At 40.9% G+C, this 237-nt stretch carries 1 pseudogene; it reads left to right on the top strand.

Features of this window, described 5'->3' with window-relative positions:
• Positions 1 to 237 (top strand): annotated as a pseudogene (locus I656_RS19650) (RNA-guided endonuclease TnpB family protein); the annotation flags it as partial.

Genomic DNA, 237 nt, shown 5'->3' with positions numbered 1-237 from the left:
TCCCTAAAAAGCAATGGTCATGAATGGACATTGGTTCGCTTTAAAAAGCCTGAATATGATCTCGTTTGGAATCGAGATTACTCCATTGTTCAAGGGTTATTTTCTGTCAATACACTAGAAGGACGAATCAAAGTGCCATTCGAACCAAAAGGCATGGAGCCATATTTTGATGGCTCATGGACGTTTGGCACAGCCAAACTCGTCTACAAGCATAACAAATTCTTTTTGCACATCCCC

The organism is Geobacillus sp. WSUCF1 (genome assembly GCF_000422025.1).
In the GTDB taxonomy this organism is placed as follows: Bacteria; Bacillota; Bacilli; order Bacillales; family Anoxybacillaceae; genus Geobacillus; species Geobacillus zalihae.
This window is presented reverse-complemented; position numbering and strand designations above follow the sequence as displayed.